Below are 21864 nucleotides of genomic sequence, written 5' to 3'. Positions count from 1 at the left end.
AATCAAGTATTAGCCGATCTTAGACTTTGAATCCCGGGTACTTGCCACGGCGCTTGCAGAACGCCATGAAATGGCGATCCGCCCAACCAGGCCTGATCTTCTTCTTGTCACACCAGCTGCGCCATTCTGATTCCAGGGCATGTACATCCCACCCCGGTGCAAGTTCACGAGCCTGGGCGTACGTCTCTTCCTGCAGGCGATAAATCGAGGGGGGGGGGGTCGTCTCGTTGCCGGGCTTGCCCCGCATTTCGACCATATCCCCATCGAGAAGGATTCGGTAACCCGGCATGTGGTTGTGCTCCGCGTCATCGTCGATGATCGATTGCAACAACCGGCGGAACTCCTTCAAGGTGGACTGCGCGCCGCACTTGAGGCGCAGCTTTTCCAAGCCGATCTTGAACGATGCTTGCTGACCCACATGCTTGCGCGCCAGCTCGTACAGCCTGCGCTCCAAGGGTTTGGCCAACTGGAAGTAGCGGCGATCCAGCGTCAGAACTTCCTGTGCCTCCACCGCCTGGAAGACCCATTCGGAGAGGTCGATTTCGACCTCCTGCATCCGACCTTCCCGGGTCTCGCGCACGATCCGCGCGCGATCGATCAGGCTGAAAACGTCGAAGGTTTCTTTGCCGCCAGTGACGATGTTGGTGACGATCTGGGTGCTCTGCAGGCGCTCGAAGGCCTCGCGCAGCTGCAGGTAACCGCGCCCGCTGGTATCGCGGTTGGTTGCAATCAGCAGGTCATGGGCACGCAGCCGCAGCTTGCGCGACACCGTGCGGTTGTCGTTGAGCGCCGCCATAAGCTGGCTGATGCAGTAGATCAGGATGTCCCGATCAAACACCGTGGCGAGGCCCTTGAAGCCAGGCCGAACCTCCACCCAACTCGACCCGTTCTCGTAACGGCGGGGCTTCATGTCGGGCTTCTTCGACAGCGAGAAGATGGGGTGCTCCATCGATGCCGCATCGCCCTTGACCGCCGCATCGAACACGTCGCACACGAAGAAATCTGCCTGGTGGCGGATCGGCAGAAGAGGGGAGCGCTGCTCCCTTTCCTTCGTGTTATCACCCACCACGGGCTGAGGATTCGTGTTATCACCCACCATTTAGCGAGTGTTCGTGTTTTCACCCACCGTGTCAACAGATTCGTGTTTTCACCCACCGCATCGTCTGTGGATAACTTGACCAGACGCGGCAAATGATCTTCGTGTTTTTACACACCAAACTTCGTGTTTTTACACACCGAATTTCGTGTTTTTACACACCAGAATTGTGGATAGATGCTCTATTTGTCTTTGTAAATCATGGGGTTACAGATCGGCGTTTTTTGCGTAACTCATCTCTAACTTATTTAACAAACTCCGAGGGGTGTGGATAAGTCGGAAGTTTTCTCGACGAGCACCGCCTCTTGGGGGCTTCGCCCCCGCCGGCTCGCTCCGGCCCTGCGGGCCTACGCCCCGCGCCTTCGGCGCGTCCCACCCGGCATCCCCCAGGGGCTAAAGCCCCTCGGCCTTCGGCCTCACCCCATAACGGGCCCCCAAAGGGGGCAGAAAACAAACCCCCACTTCGCGGGGGCCCGCGGCCCCCCTGCCCGGCGCTTCGCGCCGCGAAGGCGACCCCCCGGGAGGGGCTTCGCCCCTCCCCACCGCTTCGCGGCGGCTCCCCTCCCCAATTTCAGTCTTCAGAAAAAGGAGAGGCGGCCGTGGCACCATTTCAGGCTCGTCCAGGGGCCAGGGAGCTTGCTGGGAGCCCAATCGCCAACGCGATGGGGGGTAGGGGGCCGAGACCGCCTCTTTGCTGTCTTGGCTGTTTGAGCGGCGCAGAGTGCGCCAGGCTCAAACGTGGGTAGGCGAGGGCGTGCCTACCCCAAACGCGTTTTCGGAGCGCCTGCGCCTCAATTTCATCGGTGCGTCTGAGGCACCAGAAGATGGGCGCCGCGCCGAAAAATTGGCCTCGTCCGGCGTCGGTAAGGTGCCATCCACAGGTTGCGCGGCGACGCTTGTGCTCGCCTCATACGGGTGCTAACGTGCCCGCATGAACAGAGAGACAAGCCATGTGATGTCAGACCGCGCGCTTCGCGCAACGGTCCGCATCACGGCTTGGCAAGGGGCCAATGCGCTCCGCTTTGCCCCGTTGCATCCCCCATCCGGGCAGGGGGGCTGTCGCGCCCCCCATGCACCCCACGAGCATCGGGCCTTGCCCCCTGCACCCCGCGTTGGGCTTCCGCGCCCAACACCACGGGCAACCGTCCGCCGGTTGCATCGTGCGCCAGCGGATCACGCCGCTGGACTCGTGTTCTGATGGGTGCTGCGACGATGGATTCGGAACCGAAACGGTCGCGTCAGGGCAGCGAGACCCGCCAAAAGCAGCACCGCATCACCATCCGGCTGGCCGAGTCCGAGCATGCCGAGATCGAGGCAGCGGCGGAGCGGGCCGGGCAGTCGGTCGGCGCTTTTGTGCGCAGCCGGGTGCTCCTGGGTGCCGTGACCAGGGCCCGCCGCCGACCTTCCGTGGAAGTTCAGGCGCTTGCGAAGCTCCAAGCCGAGATGAACCGCGTCGGCAGCAACATCCACCAGATGTCCAAACGCATCAATTTCGGGGAGACCCCGGCCAGCGACGAGATCCGCTCGGCCTTCCAGGGCTACCGCGAAGTGGTCGCAGCCATCCTCACCACCTTGGGCCGGGGGCGGCGATGATCATCAATGGCGGCAGCCGCAGCAACTGGCGTTTCTTTGCGAAGCACCTGGTCAAGACGACGGAAAACGAGCGCGTGGAGATCACCGAGATCCGCGGCCTGGCCGCGGACACGGTGCTCGAAGCCTTCCGGGAAATGGACGCGCTGGCCAGCGGCACGCGGTGCACGAACTTTTTCTACCACGCCAATTTGAACGCTCGGGTGGATGAAGTCTTAACGCCCGAACAATGGGACCAGGCCGTGGATGCCCTCGAACACAACCTCGGCTTGGACGGGCACTCGCGCTTTGTCGTCGAGCATCACAAAGAGGGCCGGACCCACCGGCACGTGGTTTGGTCGCGCATCGACCCGGACAGCATGACCGCGGTTTCCGACAGCAAGAACTTCGCGGTCCATGAACGGACCGCCAGAGACCTGGAGAAGGCCTTTGGCCACAAGCCGACCCAAGGGGCACACGGGCATGACGGAACGCGGCCACGTCGCCGCCCCAAGAACTGGGAGAAGTTTCGCGGCCATGAAAGTGGCATTGACCCTGAAGCGCTTGGTCGCCATGTCACGGCCCTGTGGCAGCGCTCTGACAGCGGCTTGGCCTTTGCCCATGCGCTGGACGAGAGCGGACTCATGCTGTGCCGGGGCGACCGGCGCAATTACTGCCTGATCGACCAGGCTGGCGAAGTCCACAGCCTGGCTAGGCGCCTCGAGGGCGTGAAGGCGGCCGATCTTCGCAAGCGCCTGGTGGATCTTGAGCATGATGGGTTACCCACCGCGGCTGAAGCGAAGGCACGGGTGGCTGCACGCTCCCCGTCGGAGGAGCCAACGGAACAGGGCAGGGCGGTCGAGCCCGAAGCGGCACCCGCGTGTGAAGTGTTGGAGTCACCGGCGCCGGCACCCGTTCCAGTACTGGACGCAGCCCCGCTGCCAGAAGGAAGCAGTGCGCTGGACAGCTTTGCGCACCAGGTGAACCACGCGATGCGATCCAATGGCGGTGACCCTGTGCATGGCGACGGGCTCAGCTGGCTGGAGCGCAGCATCACGGTACTCACCACCGCACGCGATTCCATGGTGGATTGGGTGCGCGGACATTGGCAAGACTTGATTCATCATTCCCGAGACCGGGACCAAGAGCAGGAGCGCTGAAATGTCCGATGACCCCCTTGCCCGATTTCGCCAGCGTGTCACGGGATCGGCGCCGCCGACCACGTCGGTTTCGTCTGCCTCGCTGGTGGTGAACCGAGCGGGCCCAGATGCTTACGCAGCGTTTGCCGCGAAGGACAAGGTAACACGCCTTGATATTCGATGCGCCTCCGGTTTAGCCCACGCCGTAGCCTATAACTACCTGCTCAATATTAGCTACAACCGAAAAACTTATGAGGAATTCTTCCTGACGGTTAGCGGCTTGACCATCATGGTGAAGGGAAGGGCGCTTCGACCGGTAATCGATGCGATCAAGCTTGGCTCCTGCGAATTTATCCAAGAATACGACGCAGCAGAGTTTTCAACTCTGCCGGCTTCCGGTGACCCAATCATTGATAGTATTCAGGTGGAGGTGATGTCTTCCACTGCTTCGCGCGCTGCCTAGAATTTTTATCGCCGCTGATGCGGCTGAAAGCTGAGTCGCGCGATTATAGCGTCACTGCGAATATCACACCGCCTGACCTGTATAAATTTCACATCGAACTATTGAATAGGGCTTGCTGCGGACAACCGCTGGACAAGCGCCATGTCACGCCAGCACGAAAGTCAGACCTTCTCTGGAAAGATGATCGAGAGTATTACGGCAAAAGCAAGTACAAACAGCACCACAGCCCAAGGCGCCCATTTGTTTACGCCTCCTGCTTTTTCAAGGGCCTCGTCTACAGAAATTCCATTTTTCTGAGAAAGAATATTTCGAATTTTCTCCCGAGAAAAGTTTAAATAAGCATAGTTTCCATACAGGGCAAAGGCTCCCATTGTTATTACTGTCTGAACTAGTTGTGTTATCGGTGAAAGCTTTCCTACTGAAAGCTCTGCAATAACCTGAAGTTCCAAAAACACCACAAACAACACGGTGTACAAGTACATTTTCCGATAGGCCAGCCAAGCTGGACCCAAAAGGCACGCCCACAAATTAAAAGATACTTTAGATCCTTCCTTGATCTTTGACCATTCATCTACATAATAGTCGGCGTTTTTGCCTAAAAATGCATATTCAGCCTCAGCCGTAATTTCATGCCGCATGGAAGGTCGGTGCGTCGAGCGCGCTGCAGGCTGCTCAAGAATATCCTCTTTTGGAAAATAGGACATAGGTCGCCGAACAGGTTCGTCAGGGGGCCAACCAGGCGCTGATTCCTGAGGAATTTTTTCGAAGGAGAAGTCTCCGCCCTGGCTAGGTTGTGGCGTCGGAGACGCTTTTGCTGCAAATATTGGCCCGGCCGCGAGGGAAGCTCCGCACTCTTCGCAAAAGCGGGATCCTTGGCCAACACCTTTTCCGCATTGAGGACAGAATTTCATATTAATTTAATGATTAATTAACCTTGGTTTGATAGATGTTACATGATCAACCAATTGGGAGTTTTCATGTCAGCGGACAAACAAAATCCAAAAAACCATCAGCCTGTTGCTGCCCATCAAGTGGCCGCTTTAAGTTTTGTTGCCAATATTGGCACGCTTGCTTCGACGATTGATAGCCGTGCTCTTGAGGAGATAGGCGAACGTATAGAAAGCGCCAAAAAACTCTCATCGGCTGCAATGGAACCCATATTCGAAACATGGCAAAAAGCCGTTGCGCAGGGTAAAGAAATACTTCGCAATGACAGTGTTATTCAGCGCCTTGAGCGGTCTGCTGCTCTTGCGGTACCAAGTGTCGGATTAGCTTTTTCTGGGATGCGTATTCTGTCATCTGCAATGCCTGAAGAATGTTTTTCGGCTCCTCCAACACCTTCTGGTGGAGCTGCAATTTCTACAGATCGTGGAAAATAGAATTTATCTGCTTCCCAGCTCCGAAGAATTCACCAAGAGTAGTTTGAATCGGCCGATACTCGTTGTGAGTAACCACATGACCCACAGATAGATGCAGTAAAATCCGGTACCCATCATTACCAGACCCAGGAATATTAGGACAACAGAAGATGTCTGGTTCTCAATCAGAAAACCAAGCACCAAGCTAATGACCATAGATCCAAGCGAAACAACGGATCCCCGCCATAGGAATCCCCAGCAGATTCCTACCTTTGAGCCAATGGGCAGGGTGCGGATGTCAAGAAGATTGATCGCCGGCGGCTCAGCGTCGGCCTGAACTTCTGATGCCGCTGGTGGTGAAGACGGAATGTGTCGTTGCACATGGGGCGCCGCGGCAGGCGTATAGGCTGGGCCGGAGGAAGATACATCGACCACGTCGTCAATGGGCGGCTGGGGCGAAGCCTGCACTCGGACCTGGGTTCCACAACCGCTACAAAATCGTGTTCCCGTACCAATCGATGCTCCGCATTCGAAACAAAACTTCATGTTTATTTCCTGCGCAGCATATTCAGAAGACCAATAAAGCCGCCTGGTCCTGCAATCAACGGAGTTATTGGGGCTGGAATCGCTGTTACCAACCCAACGATCAGGCATTTAATCAATGCAGAATCGTGCGTATCTCCATACCAATTTTTTTGAATTCGGTATGTAATGAAGGCTAAGACAACGGCTGATACGAGTTCGACAACATAAAGTACACCCAAGCTAGCAAGCGTTCCGCCAAAGGCTAGCATGTCCACTATCACTACAAGCACCGCTACTCGAAGATCAAGTCCAAAAGTTTGCAGGAAACCACCACGACTGGATGAAGGTGTTGCGTGAGGCGGGGGGATGGGTGTGGTTGGCGTAGGGGGGTAGGGAGGTGATTTAGCCTGCGCTACAGGGCGAATAACGCGAATCTGGTTCGGCATAAGATTCTCTGTATATAGGCTTAACGGTCCAGACCCTGTTCTTCTCCCCTGTGGCCAAGAGCAGGGCTCACCACGGGGCTGTACTGCGGGGCGTCCAGCATATCTGATCGAATTTCTTCCCAAGAAAGGGGCTTTAACGCGGCGGCGGCCCTTGTGACGTCTGTGGCGACCGCAGGAGGAATGTTGAGGGAGACGCTGGCAGGCATGTTGGTGTTCGCTCCAGCCACATCAGGCTTTGGACCCCTCTGCTCCCAGCCTAGCTTTACAGCCATGCTTTCTTCTTGTGGGGCGGTTGGCCGTCCGAACCATCCCTCCTCCACCACCTTCTCGCGCACATCTGAGATGGCAGTGGTGACTTGATGTTTGAACCGCTCCCAGAGACCCTGTTGCGCCATGCACGCCTCCATTGCCAGAAACCAGCTGTTGAAAGATCATATGGGCTACTGCCGGGCCGCGCATGAGCTTTTTGTCTAATTTTGATGCTCCCCTTCTTCGCCTTTCTTCGCATGACAATTTCACCTTGCGAGATGCCTGCAATGGCGTGCATATTTTTGGTGGTATCGGCTCGGGGAAAACCAGCGGGACTGGCAAGGCCCTTTCTGGTGCGTACCTGCGTGCAGGGATGGGCGGCCTGGTCATGTGCGCCAAGCCTGAAGAAGTTGAACTATGGATGCACTATGCGAGGGAGCACGGGCGCACCAACTCGGTGATCGTCTTTGACGAGAACGAAGGTTTCAATTTCATCACCTATGAGCTGGCCCGACATGGTGTCGAGGGGTCGAGCAATGTCACCGAGTGCCTGATGCGCGTGCTCGAAGCATCTGACATCGCCGCCGGTTCAGGGGAGGGGGCGTCCTCGGAGCGGTTCTGGGAGGATGCAACGCGGCAGATCCTCAACTACACCATCCCGTTGATCTATGTTGCTTGGGGACAGGTGACGATCAGCAGCATCATTGACTTCGTGATGTCGGCCGCAACAACGCCGGAGCTGTGGAACAACCAGGATTGGTTGGAGCGAAGCTTTGCGGCTAACACCTTTAGAAGAGCGACCAACGCTCCAGCTGTTCATGTGCAGGACGGCGACCTGCGCAAATTGGTGAATTACTGGCACCAGCAGTTTATGCGCATTCCGGAGAAAACACGGGGCAACATCCTGATCTCGCTGACGACCCGACTGGATCGATTCAACCACGGCAAGTTGGCAAAGGCCTTCTGTGGCGATACCACCATCGTGCCGGAGATGACCTTTCACGGCGCAATCATCATCATGGCCATGCCAGTTCTCACCTGGAATGCCGATGGCCTAGTGGGGCAGCAGCTTTTCAAATTCATGTGGCAGCGCGCCGTGGAGGCGCGCAATGGGTTGGGCGAAGTTCATCGCCAACGTCCCGTGTTTTTATGGGCGGATGAAGCTCAGTACTTTGTCAGTGTCAAAGATGATGAGTTCCTTTCTACATGCAGGGGCTCACGTGCTTGCGTTGTATTTCTTTCTCAGACATTGCCGACATACTACGCAAAGATGGGCAGATCTAAAGAGCAAGCAGTCAATGGGTTGGTCGGAAAATTTAATACCCAGGTGTTTCACTTGAACGCTTGCAACACCACCAACAAGTTTGCCGCTGATCTCATTGGGCGCGGAATTCAGATGCGCTACAACTCAAGTCGCAATGTCGGCTCGAATTCTAGTCGTGGAATGAATACCGGGGAAAATGAGAGCCGTGGAACTTCCAGTAATAGTGGGTCAAGCTCAGGTGCAGGGGGTGGTAGCTCAAACTCTGGAAGTGGTTCCAACTACAGCGCTGGTAATTCTTGGGGAAATAATACCAGTAGTGGTCGCAGCGAGGGGGAAAGCTGGGGAGCCAATGAACAGATGGACTACCTGGTAGAGCCACGTGTGTTTGCCGCTGAACTGAAATCCGGTGGGCCGGCGCACGGGGAAAAGGTCACTGCAATCTGGTTTCGCGCAGGAGCCAAGTTCCATGCATCGAACGGATCCAATTTTCTCAATCCGACTTTTCAACAGTAACTGAAGATTAGCGGTCACGGCTTTAGCGCCATTTGAGGGAAAAATGAAGCGTCCAAAGGTTACAACTTTAATATTCGGGAATCCTATCGTGGCAACGGCGCTAATCGCTGCGACCGGGTTCATGCTCTATCACTGGTGGACGCAGACTGACACCTCTTCTTCCGTACAACCGCTCTTGGCTGGATTTGTAGTTTGGATGGTCGTCACGTCATCTAACCGAGTTGCGGAATACAAATCCTGGGAGCGGAATTGGAACGCCATGGAAAGCGGTAACTCGCTTGCCGAAAAAAAGCACAGTGGATCTGCCCGGCTGCGTGTCGCAATTGGTGTTGTCTTTTGGGTTGGCTGGACCTACTGGTTGTCAGAGCATCGTTATATGCGTGGAGCTTCGGACTATGACCAGCTCGCGTTAGGCTGGCTCGGCGTAACTGCGTTGGGCGTGTGTTATTTAATGTACCGCATTGCTCGCTGGACCTTTGGCAAAGTTGATCAAATGAAGATCGCCAACGCTCAGGAAACAGCCAAGCAATTCGTGGTGAAAGGAGCTTTGCCGAAAGCGACAGCATCACCGAACGTTCGTGAGATGGCCGATAGTCTTCCTGAAAGCTCCCGTAGACTTCTGAAGCGACTGCCAGGAAGCGCTATGCAACGGTAGGGTTCATTCCCTCCTATTTCACGTTCCACATTCGGGCTGCAAATTCCCGCTCTTCATCACCTCTGGCGTCAATGTAAATCGCGGTAGTTGTCGTGCGGCTGTGGCCCATGAATCTGGCCAGGATGTTTGGCGGTAAATCACATCGTGCACCTCGCATGCCGAAGGTGTGCCTCAGGCCCTTGCAGCAGGCCATCGGGCCTCGAACTCCGATGTCTAGCATCAATCGCTGCACCATCCGCCATGCCGTGACGCGATGCATGGTCCAGAACGGCGCTTCTTGGCCCTGCGAAATGGCGATCAGCTGCACGACCAGGCTGCGAGGGATAGGCACCCTCCGATACACAACGCGGCGGCGCTTCAGCGTGCGGATGATGAGCGTTTCTTCTGCCCTGTCGAGCAGGTGCCCGGTTAGCCCCAGTGCTTCGCTGACGCGGCAGCCAGTGAACGCAAGGGTGTGGCAGAGCGCTCGCTGTGCGCGGGGAAGCTTGTTCGCCTCGCTCAAGAACAACTGCCATTCAGTCTCGGTCAGATACTTGCGACGCCCCGTGTCGTCATAGATCTGCCAGTCTGCGCGTTGATCGAACGTCATCTTTCCCCCTTGGGCAACAGAATTGGTAATTCCGTTGCGATAATTTCCTAGCTAAATGCAGGGATATCAGGGGATGCCGGTCGCTGCCAGAGAAATCTGAAAACCGGTGACAGAGCGTGCGCCAGAGGGGCGTGCGCAACGGAATTACCAAATCCGTTGCATCTGCCAGCATGCCTGTAGTTGTGGATCTAGGGGCGTTGTGTGGCAAAACTTTCGTTGATCGTGGTGCTATTGGCCACGGCCTCCTCGGGCCTGGTGCTGGCCCAGTCTGCCACGGCGCTTCGTGAGCGCCACGAGGACTTGGAGGCCACTCTCACGACCATCCCGTTGGAGCTGACTGTCGGCATGCGGCGAACCTGCGCTGCAGGCGAAGCTCCCGCGAACACGACAATGAGCAGGACATCCGGATTCAACTCGCCCGATGCCTCTGACACCTGCTCCATGAGCCTGCTGCGTTTGGCGCGCGAAGGCATGTTGCTGAACCTGTATCGAGACTTGATGGTGAGTGCCACGGGCCAGACGGCAGGGCACGAGAAGATTCCCGCCGCCGTGGCGGCGGCCGCGATGCGCGGCGGGGCCGAGGTTTCGCTGGGTAACCAGCGTGCCGTAACCGTGTCAACGGCGCTGGCGTTCGATGCGGGGTTCACTGTGGCCTATCAGCAGCGCCAAGCGATGACTGCTTCGATGCCTGCCCTGCAGGTGCTCAAGCCGATTGCCGAGCGCTGCCTTGCAGGCCAGGAACGTGATCGAGGCCTCTGCTATGCGACAGGCCTAACGTATGGCGCTCGCGCCGTCAGTGGCCAGCCGGTCGCGCAGCCCTAACGCTGCTGTCTTTTCTTTCCGTCAGCTTTCTCCGGTTTGAGAAAGCATGCGATGTGGGAGAGTGCCATGGAGCCCGTGACCTTGGGATATGCAGTGCTGACGATGCTTGGCAAGGTGACCGCTGCCTTGATTGTGGTGTTGGGTGCAAAGGATGCCCCCAAGCCGAAGTAAGGATCTACCTCAGCACCTTCCCTTCGTTGCTGGCCTGGCGTTGCCCAACGCCATGCTCGGGAGTCGCCGTGGTCGCTGCTGCGACTACGCCTGCTGCCTGAAATTTGGCCATTACGTCATCGACGCTCGGCGCCTGCCCCGCCTGGTCGTCCAATGTCACCGTGCTGGTGGTGGCATGCACGGGCACAACTGCTGTGCTTCCCCCGAGTGCCGCGCGCTTGATTGACCTGCCAAGTCCCTGCGCATCCTGCTCGGTCTTGAGATAGGGCGCGACTGCGTCCAGCGGATCGGCCGAGGAGGCGAGAGCCGCCTCGATCTCAGCCGGTGTCAAGCCCTTGTTCTTCAGGTACTGGCGCACGCTGACCACCAGGTTACGGTCAAACTCTTCGGTGGACTGTCCCGCGGCGCGCATGGCGGCATGCTGCCGCTTGGTCGTTTCCACGAGGCGGTCCCAGCGCGGTGCAAACTCTGGGCTGCCGCCAGCACCATGCGCCTGCGCATCGAGCATCTGGCCAATGGTGGCGCCTGCCGCGTTGAGGTTCCCTTCCGGCGACTGGAGCTTCAACTGGGCTTCGATGTAGCGCCTGGTTTCCGCCTCTCGACGACGGTACGCTTCCTCGTCTTCGGGTGAACCGAAGGTGAGATACGGATCGAAGATCCGGCGCTCGAAAATATCTGTTTGCAAGCCTGCCACTTCGCGCCTGGTGGCCGCGCTGGTCGCGGCGACCTGCAGGGTCGCTTCCGTGGCGCTGGAGGCACTCGCCACCTTTGCTTGCTGGCTCACCACTTGCGCTGCTAAGACCGCCGCACCGACTTCCTTTCGCAGGCCAGTCAAGGTCTGTGCCGTCGCCCCTATGAGACTGTTTTGCAAGGCTACGAGCTCTGCGATCTGGCCGCTGCATTGCGCGATAAGTGTGCTGTCGGCGCCGTTGTTGCGTAGCTCAGCCAGCTGCGCATTTACTTCATTTTGTGCACCAAGCAATCGCCCGAGCAGCTCCGCACGCAGCGCAGCCGTTTGGACCGCCGGCGAATCTCCAAAATCTTTTGAACCTGGTTCGTGATAGGTGATGGGATACCTGTAATGGTGAACATTCAACATAGCACACGGGAGCACGATGTAACATAAAAATTCAATACCTACGATTTACCAAGGAGCGCAACAGTTGTACTCATGTCCTGGTGACCTTCCAAATCCAGCTTGGTAAGACAGGCAGACACGATGTCAACTAATCCTCTTGACTATGGCGTGACGCGCACGAATATAAAGATTCACTCATCCACTTTCTCCAGCAGGGCCTGCACCGGGTTGGCTTTGTCCAGGCGCGGGCTTTGGATGCTTTATGACCAGTGGCAGCAAACGTCGTCCTTGGCGCCCGGACGCTTGTCCACACCTTGGTCTCCGCGTCACCATAACCATTGACTTCCTGCCCGTGTACCAGCCCAGGGTCGGCATCTCACCCCCATGTGTGCCTTCATGACGAAGTACCACTGCTTGCCCTTTTCTGGTGCTTTTCGGGTCACGTCTGCCATCGCGGTTCTTGACCGAGTTGGGCGCGGCGGCGAGCAGTGTCGCGTCTACCACCGTTCCCTGGCGCAGGAGCAGGCCCTTGGCGTACAAGTTGCCCCATTACTAGATGAAGTACAGCCGCAGCTGATCTGGAGCGCAATTGGTACGCGGCCCGTGCCGCGCGCGCTGCAGTACACGCACCAATTTCGGGCAGAAAAAAAGGCGCCCATGTTTGCGCGTATCGCTAAGATGGAGGCACTACGTGTCCTTGTAAACAGACAAACTCTCCCAGGATCTAGCAGGCTACTGAAATACCGATTCCTTGTGTGCCGAAAAGCAGGATTTCTGCCGAATTGGCTGTAAGAGTTACAAGACCTGTAAAGGATACGAATTCCGCCTTGGGACTTAATGCCGTTAATGAAATCGGAAGTTCAGTTTTTTGATAATATTTGTCGTGGACGAAAACTACGTGAAAATCGCTTAGATTTCAAAGGGGAGGATGGTAATGAAACTGTCGAGAATAAAGTCTGCCTTTCGTTTTATGGTAGTAGCGTGGCAAGTAGTCTTCTCAGGGGTGGCAACTGCGGAAGTGGTTAGTCATGAAGTATCTTTTATTGGCGACGGGGCACCAAACAAAGGAAACTTTTCATTTGATACCACAACCAAGAGGTTCACGAAATTTGAGCTTGTCTGGCGCGGAATATTGTTCGATGTTACATCTAGCGCAAATTCCCCTGTTACGCAGAACTATGCACCATATGGCCCATGCCCAGGATTCAATCCGGAGGCTGTGTATAAAGCAATGACGGCAGGACTACAGTGCGCTGGACAGGCACTTTCGCTTGAGTGGCTTACTTTCCCTCCTAATCCTTCCGGAGGCACATATTCTTCGGCGCTGGCACTGGCTGGTTGGACGCAGGAAAGATCTGGCTTTCTATTTGGTGTTAGCTACCCCAATTCTAGCTATACGGCCGAACTCGTGTCTGGAACTTACAAAGTATCTCCAGGCACAAGCATATCAATAGTCGATCCCGTACCTCTAAACGGCGGAGATAGTTTGCTGGATGGAAGCAATGAAAAAAGCGGCATCACAACCGCCGCAGAAAGATTGGCGACTAAAGGACGTATAGTCAAAGGCATTTCCGCGGATGGAGTTGCTCAGATAGTAATCCGAATTCCCGCAAAATCTTTTTCAGAGAAAATATCAATTAGCGTTAAGCCAGATCCTTTATGCGGCAACGGCAATAGTGACAACTACGGTCGCGTCTATGACGCGCTCTCGCCCCCAAGCAATATTTTTCAAAATGCATTCTCAGGGAATGTGCCGCTGACGATTGCGTCGACATCAAAAGGGCCAATGGCTTTCGCTGTATATCGCGCCCCCGCAGATTTTGTGCGTTCAGACTGCCAGTTCAATAACTTGTCTGACATTGGCGCTGCAAAGCGAACCGTAGCCCTCAGCCTTGGAAACGGCACTCCAGATCAGCAAATTGATATCGTAAGGCCACCCGCGCTAATGGTGCACGGCTTGTGGGCCACATCTGACGATTTGGGTGACTTGACACAATTGGAGTCGTTGTCTTCGATGGGGTTGGTAGTGTGGCGCGTAAACTATGGCTACAACATAACGATTTCACGAGGGAGCCCCGATAACCGATTGGATATAGTTTCTCCTGGGAGCGCATTGGGATTTAGTTATGGCGCTAATATAGTCTTGAACACGTCTCGATCTCTATTAGAAGCATTTCGTGCGGGAAGAGTTGGTCAAGTTCCTTCTGCGGCGGCAAGAATTGACTACATTGCTCATAGCATGGGTAATCTAGTAACTCGGACCACTACATTAGATTTGAAATACGCGGAACCTCGAAATTTCTCGAAAGGATATATTCATAAACTGATTAGCATTGGTGGGCCTCACTTAGGCACCCCCTTTGCAAATCAGGCTCTTCAACCAGGAAATCAATGCATACGTGATTTTATGGCCGAGCATGGCCAACCTGTCCTCGATGATTGCCCGGGTTGCGCTATTTTGAGAAATGCGAATGGCGCCGCCTTAGGAAATGGAGAAGGAGCCGCAGGCAGTCTAAAGGGGAACAAAGCCGGTTCAGGCGAATTTGGAGAAGGCATTAAACGGCTGCTGTCCAAGCAACCAAATATTCCTACAACATACATTGCGGGAGTTATGTCAAGCGATCAAATAACAAGGTTGATCCAGCCTCCTCCCATGAAAAAGGTTTGCAGTCCTCTAAGCGGCGAGTGCCACGATGTGCCGACGGACCGGTTCAATCTCGTTCAAATACTAGCTGTCATCTGCCCGGATGATCCCATGGTGAGAAATTTTAGAAGTCCCGCTGCATTCATCGACTTTTTGGGAGTTGAGAATGACGGGGTAGTACCCCTCAATAGCCAGTTGAATGGTGGCTCGCGAGCTAATCAAGTGGTTATTTCGGGCGTTCTACACTCACCTGGTACGGCTAAACTGTATACGTTTCGCAACTTTGCCCCGGGGACTTTGGGTGGCGAGCCTACTGAGTTGACAACCCCGCCAAGCACATCTGGAGTGAGCCTCATTGTAGAAAAGGTTCAGCTATTGCTCAACACGCCTGTAACTGATAAAAACGTTTACCGTTGAGGGTTTTTATGTACAAGGTTAAAACTATTTCTAAGCTTGCATCAGCGGCTTTGCTTTTCATTATTCTTCATTTTTCCACCGCCTGTGCGGCGGCAGACCTTGTAATTACGCAGCCAAGCAATGGCGCAGTCTTTCGCCCAGGCGATACTTTTCAAGTATCAGTTTCGCAAAAAGCGGGGATGGAGTCGTTTTACTTCAACAAGGGTGTTTTTCTTAATTCGAACGGCCCATTTGTCGACTCAGGATTGCAATCGGCTGATCCATACCTCTTCACGGTAACTATTCCGCATAGCGCAAAATTTGGTGATTTTAGGATTTCAGCGGTGGGCGCAAGGAATGGAACATCTCCCACATACTCAAAAGCAATCTCCATCACGATTGATTCTTCTGACTCAGCCGGGAGTGGAGAGATAAAAAATATTTCGGTGGAACCTTCTGAAGTTTATCTTAACTTTCCAGGAGAAACATCAATTTTGAACATTTACGGACAAGCCATCTCGGGAAAGCGTGGGTTACCATTTTCCAAAATTTCATATTCGAGTAATGCGCCAAATATCGCATCCATTGAGCCATCTGGAGCTTTGGTTGCCTTAGCGCCTGGAAACGCTGTTTTTACCATAAGCTACAAAAACTTTGCTGCAATCGTGAATGTTGTGGTTGCCCAGCAAAAGTTGCGTGGTGACTTCAATGGCGATGACAGTATAGATGTCGATGATATTAACTATCTTAATTCTTATTTGAACCAGTCTGCGACAGGAACGCAGGATGCAAGAGATCTGAATGGAGATGGGAAGATAAACGCGCTAGACGTTCGCGTTTTGACAACCATTTGTTCCAAATCGCGTTGCGCTAGGTAATTCACGCGGCGTTTCAGAAAATTTAGTGCATCGATCACCAACAAGCCTATTTTAACGGACTTAGTATGATCAAGAAGATTGTTGCCATTTTTGCGACGGTTTTTGCTTTTAGTGGCCACATCCAAGCTGCAACTATTCAATTATTTTCGAGTTCTCAGTATGTAAGTGGTGGTGCGCTCTTTAATATCGATATTCGAGTTATTGATATAATTGATGCCGGCGCGCCTTCTCTGGGAGTTTTTGATATAGACATAGGATTTGATCCTTTGATTGCCTCATATCAAGGTATCACATGGGGTTCGGGTCTTGACATACTCGGCCTTGGGTCTTTGCAGATTGCGACACCCGGCGCGGGGACTATCAACTTGTTTGAACTGTCGCTAGATTCTATTGCGGATTTGAACGACTTGCAGCCCTCTGCTTTTAAGCTGGCTACTTTGACATTCTTAGCGCAGGCCGCAGGTAGCACTTGGTTTTCGGTCTCACCAAATTCTGTTGGTGACGCAGAAGGGATGAATCTAGAATTATTTGTTGGAAATCCTGTGAACGTTACTGTGAATTCAGCTGTTCCTGAGCCTCAGATTCTTTTACTTTTTTGGCTTGGGTTGGCAGCCTTTTTCATAACTACTCGCGTTCGGAAGCTTCGGCCAATTCAGGACCTTGAGTAGCGCGCCTGCATGGGGTGAACGCCTAAGCAGACTTGTGGATTCAATATTCGACCTTGAAGGTAGGGCTGTCCTCGGGGCGCATGCGTCGACGGTCGTAGATCCGGGTGGTAGAAATGTTGGCGTGCCCCAGCCACTCCTGCACTTTGGCGATGTCCGCCTCGTTGTCGAGCGCGTTGGTGGCCGCCGTGGCCCGCAAGGCATGGGGGCCGAACCCTTCGATGTCGATGCCTGCCTGCGCTGCGTAGCGTTGCACGATCCTGCGGACCCCATCGGCCGTCAGTGCGAGGCCAGCTTCCAGGCCGCGACGGTTATCGCGCACGGGCTTGAACAGCGGGGCCTGCTTGTCCTCCCCGTGGCCAGCAGCCTGCAGGTACTCATCGATCAAGGAGGCTGATCCTGGGTGTAGTGGCACATACCGCAGCTTGCCGCCCTTGCCGTGGATGCGCAGATGCGGCACCCCGCGGCGCATCTGAATGTCGCTGACCTGCAGCTGGCAAAGTTCCTCGCGGCGCAGCGCGTGATAGAGCAGCACCGAGGTCAACGCGCGGTCGCGTTTGCCCATGAGCGTGGTGTCGTCCGGGGCTGCCAACAGCGCGCGCGCCTGGTGGTCTCCCAGCGCAGGCGTCTTGCCTTCGTAGCTCTCGACCTTCGGCCGCTTCGCGCCTTTCACCGGGTTGGATTCCACGGCGTTGCGTTCACACAGGTATTCGAAGAGCGAGGACAGCGCAGCCAGCTTGCGTCGAATCGAAGCGCCGGCCAGACCTTTGCTTTCCAGCTGCTTGCGCCAGGCGATCACGTGGGCCCGCGTGACCTGGCGGAAATCCTCGGCCTTGGTGAGGCCGACGAAGGCCGTGAAGTCGCCGATGTCGCCCTCGTAGGCGCGCCTGGTGCGTGGGTTGTCGATGTTGGCAAACCATTCCAGCGCTGCCGGCACAGCTGCGAGCTGGTGAAACTGCGCTGCGGTCAGCATGCCACCCGCTTGGGCGGGTGCAGGAAGGTTCTCGGTCATGGATTCGGTCTCCGCCATGGTTGCTGTCGGCCCTTTCGGGGCTTCTCCCGTTTTATTCTTGATAACATATTTTATCAAGAATAAAATGCTATCGCTATCTGTACGTATTCAATACACATTGATCTTGACTAGTAGCGGTTTGCGATGTACTCTTTGAATGAGTACAAAGGAGATCGCCATGCCCCGTGTCGCCATCGATGACAACCAACGAATGAACCTGCGCATCCAGCCGGCCCAGAAAGCCATGTTGCTGCGTGCGGCCGCGTTGACGAACACAGACCTGACCGATTTCGTGGTGCAGCACGCGGTGCGCGAGGCTGCCGTTGTGATCGAGCACGCCGAGCATCTGAAGCTGTCCGAGCGCGACAGCCTGCGTGTGCTGGACATGCTCGAACATCCGCCCATGCCCAATGCTCGGCTTCTGGCTGCGGCCAAAGCTTTGCCTGCGATGCCCGCATGACGGTGCCAGCTTGGCACGAGGAGCCGATCAGCAAAAGCCACGACCGCAACGCCTTCGACTGCGGCGAGGCCGCCCTCAATGACTTCTTGCGCCTTCATGCGCGCAAGAGCCATGAAGCAGGCGGCGCGAAAACCTTCCTCGCGATCAGCGAGGAAGACAGCAGCGTTCTAGGCTTCTACAGCCTGAGTCCGGCATCGATTTCCTATGACCGGACACCCGACATCATCCGACGTGGTTTGGCCAGGTACGACGTGCCAAGCTTTCGCCTGGCCCGACTCGGCGTGCACCTGAAGATGCAAGGCCAAGGCCTCGGGGGGCAGCTACTGCTCGCCGCGGGCCGGCGCTGCCTTTTGGCCGCAGCCGAAGTGGGTGGCGTGGCCATCGTGATCGATGCGAAGAACGAAGGCGTTGCGCGGTGGTATCAGAGCTATGGAGCCGTTGCGTTGCAGGATGCGCCTTTGACCTTGTTGCTGCCACTGGCGACGGTTGCGGCCGCGTTGAAGGGCGCTGCGACATAGCTGAGCTGCAGCGTTGGGCGCTTGGGCCAAGCAACACCAACCTTTGTTTTGATCGTGAGCGATCTCTCTACAAAAATTCCCGAGCCCGCTGCGGCGGAGCCGCCTCCCATCTCGGTGGTGCCTGGCGCCGTCGACCCTGCCAACTTCTGGCCGGCATCACTTGCCCATCTCGTACTCCCCTATGACGCCGCAGGCTCAGACTATGTGACAGTCGCCGAGGTCTCGGAGCTTCCGCAGACAGGCTATGTCGGGTACAGGACGATGAGCGTGGCGCTAGTGCCGCTAGCAGATGTCGATGAGCTGCTGCAATCGACTGCTTCCTCGGGCCATGAAGTTCAGTCAAACGGACCGCTGCCGTTCGTGGATGACGATGGCCCACCGCATAGGAACGGATTCTGGATCGCAGGCATCGGTCGCGAAGACCGATTCGAACCGGTCGTCAACAGGTGGCGCGGCGGCGACATAGACGTCTTGCTCCCGGACAACGGCCTACTGATGGTGTTTGGTCTCGTGCCGCGCAACATCGGGCAGGCGGACGTGCACTGGGACGACCCCCATGGCCCCGTCTACGACGTGGTGCGGGTGTCGACGATCTCCGATCATCAATTGCCGAAGGAGAAACGTCAGCGCGCCTTCGTCGAGATCCGTCGCGACTATTTGCTTGAATACTGCCGCATCAAGCAGGCGGCCGCGGTGGCCTTCTACTATGAGCAGCGGAGGTCCAATGACGATGCCTCCTTCGATGCGGCAATGTCGGGCAGCGACAGCAAGGACTTTCACCTCCCGGGACGGCTGCTCAATCTGCAGATCAACCGATATGCCGATGAAAGAGGCCGGCAGTTTGCGCAGGTTTGGGGGCGACGCCTGGTACTGCCCCGAGGGGAGAGAAAGATCTTCGAGAGAGATCTACCGCTCGTGTGGCCTGATCACCCCGGCGAGATGACCCAAGACCGCGCCGGCCGCGAGGACCCAAAGGCTTACGTCAACGATCTGGTGCTTCAGGAGTACGAAGGACGGCCCGAGTTCGTGCTTTTCCCCAAATGGGGCGGCATGTCTTATCGTGGCCAGTGGTCGGTCGGCGATTGCCAGCGTCACAGCCGCAACTACATCTCGGTCGAGCTCAGGAAACTATACGAGGGGTGTCCAAGCAGGGTCATCGAGCACTGGCATCGCTTCGCAGTGCCGCGCGCTGTTGCCGAGGCCGATCACCAGGCTGCGGGCATCAGGCACATCGGAATACGAGCCGAAGAATTGGTGTCTGCATACCTCAAGCTGACCTCGGCCCTTGTGCGCCTGGGTGAGCGGTTCGACCTGAGTTTCGAGGAGGTCGACATCGGCGGGTTCAATGCGTACAACGTGGAGTACCACGGGTGGTGCTCCTTCGACTCCCTGGTCACACTCGCAAAGGTAGCGCCGCCGAACATCACGCTGGACGGATTTCTAGATCGCGTGCTCGATGTTGCGAAGCTCTGGGAAGGGATCCAGGAAGCGCCGCTCAGAAACATGGTGCGCAAACTGGGCATCGACCTGAAGACGTTGCCGGGTGCTCGCAGCCTCAAACTGATGGGCACGCTATGCCAGCTTGCCACGATCGCACGAGGCTCCGGCTACCGTTGGCCTGAGGAAGCAGAGCAATTCGTAAAACAGTGGAAACCAGAGACGCAGTTGCCCGTGATGCGCCGACTTTTTTCATTGAACCAGTTGCGTCAAAAGGCGGCACATCGCACCGGCCAGGGCTTCGCTGCAACGCTCGCGTCGGACTTGGAAAAATTCGGCGTCGCGTCGGCGGCTCAAGTGGCTGGTTGGGGCAGCGCAGTGGATCTGCTGTATGACGCCATGATCAGCGACTTTGCCGGCATCGCTGAACTGCTAGAACCGGACACTTGATCGGGCCATCAAAGAACTTTTCTGTCGTCGTGGGGCCTCCCGCACAGTTCTCACCTGACGAGCTTGCCGAGTTCGTGGATCTGGTGACGGCCGGTGGTGAGGTCACGCGTGATGGGCTACTGCGACATGTCGGCGACGCGCAGTGCCTGGGCTTTATGCGACTGGAGAATGTCTTGGTTGGGGTGGCGGGCCTCAAGACTCCTCGCGACAGCTACCGAGACCGAATCCAACAGTCTGCATCGGTTGCGCTGACCAACGCAGCCTTTCCTTACGAGCTGGGTTGGATCTTCATTGCGCCGAATGCGCGCGGCAAGAATTTGTCCTACCCCTTGTGCGCAGCTGTTGTTGCGGGCGCCGGAGCTGCTGGTGTTATTGCGACTTCGCGGGCGGATAACGAGGGCATGCATCGCACGCTTTTCCGACTCGGTTTCGTGCAACAGGGCGCTTCCTGGCCATCGCGACAGAGCGACGGCGCCCTTAGCCTCTTCATCAAACCCGCCAACTGAACCGCGGCGGGTGAACGTGGCCTTTTCAGCCCCGGTTGCAAGGTGGTGCGATCCCCTTGGGATGTCACCCACGTGCGAGGTTGGGCATGGAAGATGGCAGAAGCGGGCACTCCGTCAATGCCCCTGCCCGCTCCATTCGCTGTGCTCCCGTGTTGGGTTGACCGCGCGCCCCTGAGCTTCCGCCTGGATCTCCATGCCCTCGACGTGGGGGTGACAACAACAAAGGAGATTCCAATGAACCATGCAACCCCAGCCAAAAAGGGCCCAACGCACCACGCGTTCATGGTCCGCAACTATGAAAACGCGGAAGGCCAAGAAGATGCATCCTGGCAACGCATCGGCGCTGTCTGGACTCACCGTGACGGTGATGGCTTCGACATCGTGCTGGAGGCATTCCCGATCACCGGGCGCGTCGTGATCCGCAAGATCAAGCCGCGTGACTAGACCAGAGCCCGCAGGGTACGCCCTGCGGGAGTCTGCATGGTTGCATGCAAACATGCATCGACAAAGCGTGGCTGGTGCTGGGCAATTGCCGCCCGCCGTAGCCCCACGCTACCTTTGGCGGGTCGCTAGCAGTAAATAGAAGGCTATCGGCATTCAAGCGCTTTTGCGTTCGCATCCACTGTCGCGCCAAATCCTTCCCTGCATTTGTCTCGGAATTTTGGTGTTGCACCGATGCTATCGATCGAGGCATAGCAGACCTGTAGAGCCTGGTCTATATAGGCTTCCCCTTCAGCACCAGAAGAAATCCGCATCAAGGAAATAGCTGATTTTGTATCGGAGCAGCTGGTGAACCGATCAGCAGGCCGCCACGCGACAAAAATTTCCGACGCAGTCGAATTTTTGAACATTACTGAATTCAATCGTCCTTCTGCATCTTTCAATAGATGGTATTTTGATTTTAACTGATCATTTAGGTCAAGCGGCGCTACGCACTGAACAAGTAGCGAGACACCAACTT

22 protein-coding genes and 2 pseudogenes are annotated in these 21864 nt (G+C 56.1%); 15 read left to right on the top strand and 9 right to left on the bottom strand.

Annotated elements, in window-relative coordinates; translation table 11 throughout:
• Nucleotides 1–19: 19 nt before the first annotated feature.
• A complete protein-coding gene (gene trfA, locus ACSQ4M_RS37875; RefSeq protein ID WP_436194636.1) occupies nt 20–1099 on the bottom strand; it encodes a plasmid replication initiator TrfA in 1080 nt (359 codons plus the stop codon).
• Nucleotides 1100–2308: 1209 nt separating this feature from the next.
• Here trfA and ACSQ4M_RS37870 point away from each other — a divergent pair.
• The 3 genes from ACSQ4M_RS37870 to ACSQ4M_RS37860 are packed head-to-tail and all read left to right on the top strand — an operon-like array spanning nt 2309 to nt 4267.
• Complete coding sequence (locus ACSQ4M_RS37870) at nt 2309–2689, top strand: plasmid mobilization protein (protein ID WP_436194635.1); 381 nt, start codon at nt 2309–2311, stop codon at nt 2687–2689.
• On the top strand, nt 2686–3825 hold the full coding sequence (locus ACSQ4M_RS37865; protein ID WP_436194634.1) for a relaxase/mobilization nuclease domain-containing protein: 1140 nt from the start codon (nt 2686–2688) through the stop codon (nt 3823–3825). The genes ACSQ4M_RS37870 and ACSQ4M_RS37865 overlap by 4 nt, the downstream gene beginning before the upstream one ends.
• A 1-nt stretch (nt 3826) precedes the next feature.
• Nucleotides 3827–4267, top strand: coding sequence for a hypothetical protein (locus ACSQ4M_RS37860; protein WP_436194633.1), 441 nt, complete (start codon nt 3827–3829; stop codon nt 4265–4267).
• A 161-nt stretch (nt 4268–4428) separates the two neighbouring features.
• Here ACSQ4M_RS37860 and ACSQ4M_RS37855 read toward each other — a convergent pair whose 3' ends face one another.
• Both ACSQ4M_RS37855 and ACSQ4M_RS37850 read right to left on the bottom strand, forming a co-directional pair.
• Nucleotides 4429–4971: a DUF2628 domain-containing protein gene (locus ACSQ4M_RS37855; RefSeq protein WP_436194656.1), complete on the bottom strand. Its 543-nt coding sequence runs from the start codon at nt 4969–4971 to the stop codon at nt 4429–4431.
• A gap of 138 nt (nt 4972–5109) precedes the next feature.
• A pseudogene (locus tag ACSQ4M_RS37850) lies at nt 5110–5178 on the bottom strand (zinc-ribbon domain-containing protein); the annotation flags it as partial.
• A 42-nt stretch (nt 5179–5220) separates the two neighbouring features.
• On the opposite strand from ACSQ4M_RS37850, the gene ACSQ4M_RS37845 reads away from it, so the two are divergent.
• Nucleotides 5221–5646: a hypothetical protein gene (locus tag ACSQ4M_RS37845; RefSeq protein ID WP_436194632.1), complete on the top strand. Its 426-nt coding sequence runs from the start codon at nt 5221–5223 to the stop codon at nt 5644–5646.
• Nucleotides 5647–6173: 527 nt separating this feature from the next.
• Here the strand turns inward: ACSQ4M_RS37845 and ACSQ4M_RS37840 are convergent.
• Nucleotides 6174–6596 (bottom strand): hypothetical protein, encoded by a 423-nt coding sequence (locus ACSQ4M_RS37840; RefSeq protein WP_436194631.1) that lies wholly within the window; start codon nt 6594–6596, stop codon nt 6174–6176.
• 457 nt (nt 6597–7053) lie between these two features.
• Between ACSQ4M_RS37840 and ACSQ4M_RS37835 the strand changes: the two genes are divergently transcribed.
• Both ACSQ4M_RS37835 and ACSQ4M_RS37830 read left to right on the top strand, forming a co-directional pair.
• Complete coding sequence (locus ACSQ4M_RS37835; RefSeq protein ID WP_436194630.1) at nt 7054–8622, top strand: type IV secretory system conjugative DNA transfer family protein; 1569 nt, start codon at nt 7054–7056, stop codon at nt 8620–8622.
• Between the two features lie 43 nt (nt 8623–8665).
• On the top strand, nt 8666–9277 hold the full coding sequence (locus ACSQ4M_RS37830) for a hypothetical protein (RefSeq protein WP_436194629.1): 612 nt from the start codon (nt 8666–8668) through the stop codon (nt 9275–9277).
• Between the two features lie 13 nt (nt 9278–9290).
• Here ACSQ4M_RS37830 and ACSQ4M_RS37825 read toward each other — a convergent pair whose 3' ends face one another.
• A complete protein-coding gene (locus tag ACSQ4M_RS37825; protein WP_436194628.1) occupies nt 9291–9866 on the bottom strand; it encodes a tyrosine-type recombinase/integrase in 576 nt (191 codons plus the stop codon).
• A gap of 441 nt (nt 9867–10307) precedes the next feature.
• Between ACSQ4M_RS37825 and ACSQ4M_RS37820 the strand changes: the two genes are divergently transcribed.
• Entirely contained in the window at nt 10308–10688 is a 381-nt protein-coding gene (locus tag ACSQ4M_RS37820) for a hypothetical protein (protein ID WP_436194627.1), read from the top strand.
• Nucleotides 10689–10863: 175 nt separating this feature from the next.
• On the opposite strand, the gene ACSQ4M_RS37815 is transcribed toward ACSQ4M_RS37820, so the two are convergent.
• Together ACSQ4M_RS37815 and ACSQ4M_RS37810 are read right to left on the bottom strand one after the other, a co-directional pair.
• A complete protein-coding gene (locus ACSQ4M_RS37815; protein ID WP_436194626.1) occupies nt 10864–11958 on the bottom strand; it encodes a hypothetical protein in 1095 nt (364 codons plus the stop codon).
• Between the two features lie 331 nt (nt 11959–12289).
• Nucleotides 12290–12480: pseudogene (locus ACSQ4M_RS37810) on the bottom strand (IS5/IS1182 family transposase); the annotation flags it as partial.
• Nucleotides 12481–12871: 391 nt separating this feature from the next.
• Between ACSQ4M_RS37810 and ACSQ4M_RS37805 the strand changes: the two are divergent.
• From ACSQ4M_RS37805 to ACSQ4M_RS37795, 3 genes are all read left to right on the top strand, one after another.
• Complete coding sequence (locus ACSQ4M_RS37805) at nt 12872–14998, top strand: esterase/lipase family protein (protein WP_436194625.1); 2127 nt, start codon at nt 12872–12874, stop codon at nt 14996–14998.
• Between the two features lie 8 nt (nt 14999–15006).
• Nucleotides 15007–15855, top strand: coding sequence for a dockerin type I repeat-containing protein (locus tag ACSQ4M_RS37800; RefSeq protein ID WP_436194624.1), 849 nt, complete (start codon nt 15007–15009; stop codon nt 15853–15855).
• Nucleotides 15856–15920: 65 nt separating this feature from the next.
• Nucleotides 15921–16523, top strand: coding sequence for a hypothetical protein (locus ACSQ4M_RS37795; protein WP_436194623.1), 603 nt, complete (start codon nt 15921–15923; stop codon nt 16521–16523).
• A 40-nt stretch (nt 16524–16563) separates the two neighbouring features.
• On the opposite strand, the gene ACSQ4M_RS37790 is transcribed toward ACSQ4M_RS37795, so the two are convergent.
• A complete protein-coding gene (locus ACSQ4M_RS37790; protein WP_436194622.1) occupies nt 16564–17532 on the bottom strand; it encodes a tyrosine-type recombinase/integrase in 969 nt (322 codons plus the stop codon).
• Nucleotides 17533–17710: 178 nt separating this feature from the next.
• On the opposite strand from ACSQ4M_RS37790, the gene ACSQ4M_RS37785 reads away from it, so the two are divergent.
• The 5 genes from ACSQ4M_RS37785 (at nt 17711) to ACSQ4M_RS37765 (ending at nt 21347) form a co-directional block, all read left to right on the top strand.
• Nucleotides 17711–17992, top strand: coding sequence for a DUF1778 domain-containing protein (locus ACSQ4M_RS37785; RefSeq protein ID WP_436194621.1), 282 nt, complete (start codon nt 17711–17713; stop codon nt 17990–17992).
• A complete protein-coding gene (locus tag ACSQ4M_RS37780) occupies nt 17989–18510 on the top strand; it encodes a GNAT family N-acetyltransferase (protein WP_436194620.1) in 522 nt (173 codons plus the stop codon). Before ACSQ4M_RS37785 ends, ACSQ4M_RS37780 begins: the two co-directional genes overlap by 4 nt.
• Before the next feature lie 21 nt (nt 18511–18531).
• Nucleotides 18532–20397: a hypothetical protein gene (locus tag ACSQ4M_RS37775; protein WP_436194619.1), complete on the top strand. Its 1866-nt coding sequence runs from the start codon at nt 18532–18534 to the stop codon at nt 20395–20397.
• Nucleotides 20394–20903, top strand: coding sequence for a hypothetical protein (locus ACSQ4M_RS37770; protein WP_436194618.1), 510 nt, complete (start codon nt 20394–20396; stop codon nt 20901–20903). The genes ACSQ4M_RS37775 and ACSQ4M_RS37770 overlap by 4 nt, the downstream gene beginning before the upstream one ends.
• Before the next feature lie 234 nt (nt 20904–21137).
• A complete protein-coding gene (locus tag ACSQ4M_RS37765) occupies nt 21138–21347 on the top strand; it encodes a hypothetical protein (RefSeq protein WP_436194617.1) in 210 nt (69 codons plus the stop codon).
• 143 nt (nt 21348–21490) lie between these two features.
• Here the strand turns inward: ACSQ4M_RS37765 and ACSQ4M_RS37760 are convergent.
• Nucleotides 21491–21864 (bottom strand): hypothetical protein (locus ACSQ4M_RS37760; RefSeq protein ID WP_436194616.1); only part of this gene is annotated, 374 nt, incomplete at its 5' end.

It is taken from the genome of Pseudorhodoferax sp. LjRoot39, from assembly GCF_964253035.1.
Lineage (GTDB): Bacteria > Pseudomonadota > Gammaproteobacteria > Burkholderiales > Burkholderiaceae_C > Pseudorhodoferax.
Note: the sequence above shows the minus strand (reverse complement) of the source record. Positions and strands in the feature narration are given on the sequence as shown.